This window comes from Streptomyces tateyamensis, assembly GCF_003205575.1.
GTDB lineage: Bacteria > Actinomycetota > Actinomycetes > Streptomycetales > Streptomycetaceae > Kitasatospora > Kitasatospora tateyamensis.
Map to the genome: position 1 here is coordinate 1 of NZ_PYBW01000187.1, position 4935 is coordinate 4935.

The 4935-nt window shown below is 74.4% G+C and carries 2 protein-coding genes; both read right to left on the minus strand.

The genetic code is table 11. From position 1 onward, the window contains the following. Window positions 1-1970, minus strand: a 1970-nt coding sequence (locus C7C46_RS31865; protein WP_146259301.1) for a type I polyketide synthase, incomplete at its 3' end; no start/stop codon positions are given. A gap of 20 nt (window positions 1971-1990) precedes the next feature. Continuing rightward, window positions 1991-4935, minus strand: a 2945-nt coding sequence (locus C7C46_RS31870; protein ID WP_220040735.1) for a type I polyketide synthase, incomplete at its 5' end; no start/stop codon positions are given.

The window sequence follows — 4935 nt, forward strand, 5'->3', positions numbered from 1 at the left end:
TGCATCAGGCGACCACGCGCCGTGACCAGCTTCGCGGCATCCTCCAACGAGAACACACCCGCCACATGCGCAGCCGCGATCTCACCGATCGAGTGACCCGCCAGATAATCCGGCTTCACACCCCACGACTCCAGCAGCCGGAACAGCGCCACCTCGAACGCAAAGATCGCCGGCTGCGCATACTGCGTCTGGTTCAACTCCTCATCGCTGCCCAGATCCAGATGCCCAGCCAGCTCATCCCACGCCGCCGCAAACACCGGGAACACAGTCGCCAACTGACGACCCATCCCCACCCGCTGGCTCCCCTGCCCCGAGAACAGGAACGCCGTCAGCCCGTCCGCCTTCGCCACCGCGCCCGCGGTGCGCCCCTCGGCCAGCCCCACGAGCCCCGCCAGCGCCGCCTCGCGGTCCCCCGCGACCACCACCGCGCGCTGCTCCAGCGCCGCCCGCCCCGTAGCCAGCGAGTACGCGACATCCAGCGGCCGCAGCTCGGGCCGCTCCGCGAGGTGCGCCCGCAGCGCGGCGGCTTGTGCAGCCAGCGCCTCCGGGCTGCGCGCGGACAGCAGCAGCGGCACGGCGGGCAGCTGCGGGCCGTCCACCGGCTCCGCCGCCGCGACCTCCACGGCCGGCGCCTCCTCGATGATCACGTGCGCGTTGGTCCCGCTGAGCCCGAACGAGGAGACGCCCGCCCGGCGCGGCTCGGTACCGGCCGGCCAGGCGACCGCCTCGGTGAGCAGCTCGATGCTGCCCGCGCTCCAGTCCACCTTCGGGGTGGGCTCGTCGACGTGCAGAGTCTTCGGCAGCAGCTCGTGCTGCATCGCGTGGACCATCTTCATGATCCCGCCGACGCCGGCCGCCGCCTGGGTGTGGCCGATGTTGGACTTGAGCGAGCCGAGCAGCAGCGGCTTCGCCCGGTCCTGGCCGTAGGTGGCGAGCAAAGCCTGGGCCTCGATCGGGTCACCCAGCACCGTGCCGGTCCCGTGCGCCTCCACCACGTCGACCTGGTCCGCCGTCAGCTGGGCGTCGGCCAGCGCGGCCCGGATCACCCGCTGCTGGGACGGACCGTTGGGCGCCGTCAGGCCGTTGGACGCACCGTCGGAATTGACCGCGCTGCCGCGCACCACGGCGAGCACCGGGTGCCCGTTGCGGCGCGCGTCGGAGAGCCGCTCCACCAGCAGCATGCCGATGCCCTCGCCCCAGCCGGTCCCGTCGGCGGCCGCGGCGAAGGACTTGCACCGTCCGTCCGGGGACAGCCCGCGGTCCTGGCTGAAGCCGACGAAGGAGTCGGGGGTGGCCATCACGGTCACCCCGCCCGCCAGCGCCAGCGAGCACTCGCCGCTACGCAGCGCCTGGATCGCCCAGTGCAGCGCGACCAGCGAGGAAGAGCACGCGGTGTCGACGGTGACCGCCGGCCCCTCCAGGCCGAGCACGTAGGCGACCCGGCCGCTGGCCACGCTGGCCAGCCCGCCGGGGCCGCCGCCGAGCGCGTAGTCGTGGTACACCACGCCGGCGAAGACCCCGGTGTCGCTGCCCTTGAGCGAGAGCGGGTCGATCCCGGCCCGCTCGACGGCCTCCCAGGCGGTCTCCAGCATCAGCCGCTGCTGGGCGTCGGTCTCCCGGGCCTCGCGCGGGCTGATCTTGAAGAAGTCGGCGTCGAACTCCCCCGCGCCGTGCAGGAACCCGCCCTCCCGGGCGTAGCTCTTGCCCGGCGTGGCCGGCTCCGGGTCGTACAGATTGGCGGTGTCCCAACCCCGGTTCTCCGGGAAGAGGGTGATCCCGTCCCGGCCTTCGGCGACCAGCTCCCAAAGCTGCTCCGGCGTGCTCACCCCGCCCGGGTAGCGGCAGCTCATCGCGACGATGGCGATCGGCTCGTGCCGGGCGGACTCCACCTCCCGCAGCCGGCGCTTGGTCTGCTGGAGGTCGGCGGTGGCCCGCTTGAGGTAGTCCCGGAGCTTGTCGTCGTTGCTCATCTGTCCCTCAACCAATCTCGTCAGATGCCCAGTTCGCCGTCGAGCAGGGAGAACAGCTCGTCGTCGGTGGCCGCGTCGAGGTCGGCCTCGGTGTCGGTGTCGTGGTCGGTGGCCTGCAGGTCCTGCCACTTGCGCAGCAGGGCCTCCAGTCGCGCGGTGATCTTGGCGGCTGCCCCGCCGGTCGGCGCGAACGCCGCCAGGGCGGCGTCCAGCCGGTCGACCTCGCCCAGCAGCGGCGCGCTCGGGTCCGCGCCGGCCGGGTCGATCGCGGCGGTCAGGTACTCGGCGACCGCGCGCGAGGTCGGGTAGTCGAAGACCAGGGTGGCGGGCAGTGCCAACCCGGTGGCCGCGCCCAATCGCCTGCGCAGCTCGATCGCAGCGTAGGAATCGAAACCCAGCTCCTGGAAGGCCCGTCCGGGTTCCACTGCCTCAAGAGAGGGGTGCCCCAGGACGGTTGCCACCTGGGTTCGGACCAGCTCCAGCAGCACCCGGCCGCGCTCGGCCTCGGTGGCCAGGCCGGCCAGGCGGCGGCGCAGCTCGGCGGCGCCGTCCTGCTCGACCCGGGCCGCCGAGCGGTGGCCCGGGGTGCGGACCACCGCGCGCAGCAGTGCGGGCAGTTCGGCACCGAGCGAGCGCAGCGTGGACTGGTCGAGCCGCAGCGCCACGACCGGTCCGGCGGGCACCGCGTCGAAGGCGGCCAGGCCCTGCTCGACGGTCAGCGCGGGCAGCCCCACCCGCGCCGTGCGGGTCAGCTGCACCTGGTCCGGCTCGGCGGCCTCCCAGGTGCCCAGGGCCAGCGAACTGCCGGGCAGGCCCAGCGCGCTGCGGTGGGCGGCCAGCGCGTCCAGGAAGGTGCTGGCGGCGGCGAAGTTGGCCGCTCCGGCACCGTGCAGCAGACCGGCGGCGGAGGAGACCAGCACGAAGGCGGTCAGCGGCAGGTCCCTGGTGGCCTGGTGCAACTGCCAGGCGGCGTCGGCCTTCGGGTGCAGCACCGCGTCGAACTGCTTGGGTGTGAGGGTGGCGAGCAGGCCGTGGTCGGTCGTGCCGGCCGCGTGCACCACGGCGCCCAGCGGGTGGGCGGCGGGGATCGCGGCCAGCAGCTCGGCCAGCGCCCGCGGATCGGCGGGATCGGTCTCGGTGATGGTCACCGCGGCGCCCAGCTCGGCCAGTTCGGCAACCAGCTCGGCGCTGCCGTCGGTGAGCAGCAGCTGCCGCACGCCCTGCGCGAGGACCAGGTGGCGGGCCAACGCGGCACCGGCCGGGGCACCCGCCCCGGTGAGCAGCACCGTGGCCTCGGCGTCCCAGGCGCCGGCCGACGGCTCGGCAGGGGTCAGCCGGGGAACGAACAGCTGATCCTGACGGACCATCAACTCGTTGTCGGCTGGCTCCGTCCGGCGAAGGGTGGCGAGCGCCTCCTCGGTGCCGTCCAGGTCGGCCAGCACGAAGCGGTCGGGGTACTCGGCCTGGGCGGCCCGCACCAGGCCCCAGACGGGCGCCTGGGCGAGTGCGACCGGCTCGCCGGGGCGGCCGACGGCCTGCCGGGTGGCGAGCACCAGGGTGGTGGCGGACAACCGCTCCTCGGCCAGCCAGGCCTGCAACAGGGCAAGCACCGTGCTGGTGGTGGCACGGACGGCAGCGGGCAGGTGCTCGTCCGCCGCCGCGGGGACCTGGTAGAGCACCCGGGCGGGCAGCTCCGGGGCCGCGAGCAGGGCGTCGAGGGTGTCCAGGTCGACCCAGGTCCCCTCGGCGGCGCTGGTCGAAGTGACGGGCTGCCAGTCGAGCGTGAAGAGCCCCTCCGCACCCGGGGTGGCCAGCTCGGCGGGAGTCAGCAGACGGGTGGTCAGCTGACGGACCGTGGCAACCGGGCGGCCGGTGGCGTCCGCCAGGTCCAGCCGGTGGGCGCCGTCGCCCTCGGCCGGGGCCAGCCGCAACCGCAGCTCGCCCGCACCGGCCGCGTACAGCTGGACACCGTGCCACTGGGCGGCCAGCCCGGCCCCCTGCTGCGCGAGCAGGGCGGGCTGCAGCGCCGACTCCAGCAGCGCGGGGTGCAGTCCGTATGCCGAGGCGCCGTACTCCTCGCCCAACGCGAGCTCGGCGTAGAACTCCTCACCGCGCTGCCAGGCGGCGGTGACGGTCTGGAAGGCGGGGCCGTGGCCGATCCCCTGGGTGAGCAAGCGCTCAGTCAAGGTGGCGCTGTCCACGGCGGTGGCACCGGCCGGCGGCCAGGCGGTCAGCTCGGCCGGATCGGCGAGCTCCTCAGCCGTCAGGGTGCCATGGGCGTACCGGGTCCACGGTCCCTCGTCCGCGCGGGCGTGCACATTCACCGAACGGGACCCGTCCGCCTCCGCTCCACCGACCGCGACCTGCACGGCCAGCGCGCCCTGCTCGGGCAGCGGCAGCGGGGCGAGCACGGTGAACTCGGCGAGACCCGCGCAGTCGAGCCGGGCACCCGCATGCAGGGCCAGCTCGACCAGGGCGGCCGGGGGCACCGTGATGGTGCCGAGCAGGTCGTGCTCGGCCAGCCAGGGCTGCGCGGCGGCGGTCAGGCGGCCGGTGAGCACCAGGCCGTCGCTGGCCGGCAGCTCCAGCGCGGCGCCGAGCAGCGGGTGCCCTGCCCCGGTCTGCCCGAGCCCGGCTGCCTCGCCGGTCGCGCTCGGCAGGGTCAGCCAGTACTCCTGGTGCTGGAAGGCGTAGGTGGGCAGGTCGACCCGGCGTGCCCCGGTGCCGGCGAAGAAGGCGGCCCAGTCGACCCGGCCACCCCGGCCGTGCAGCTCGCCGAGGGCGGTGAGCAGGGTGGTCACCTCGTCGCGGTCGCGGCGGGTGGTGGCGATGAAGGACAGGGCGGGGTCGTCCAGGCCCATGGGGGTCAGGGCGGCGTCGGGGCCGACCTCGACGAAACGGGTGACGCCGTCGTTGACGAGGGTGGTCAACGTGTCGGCGTACCGGACGGTGCCGCGTACATGGT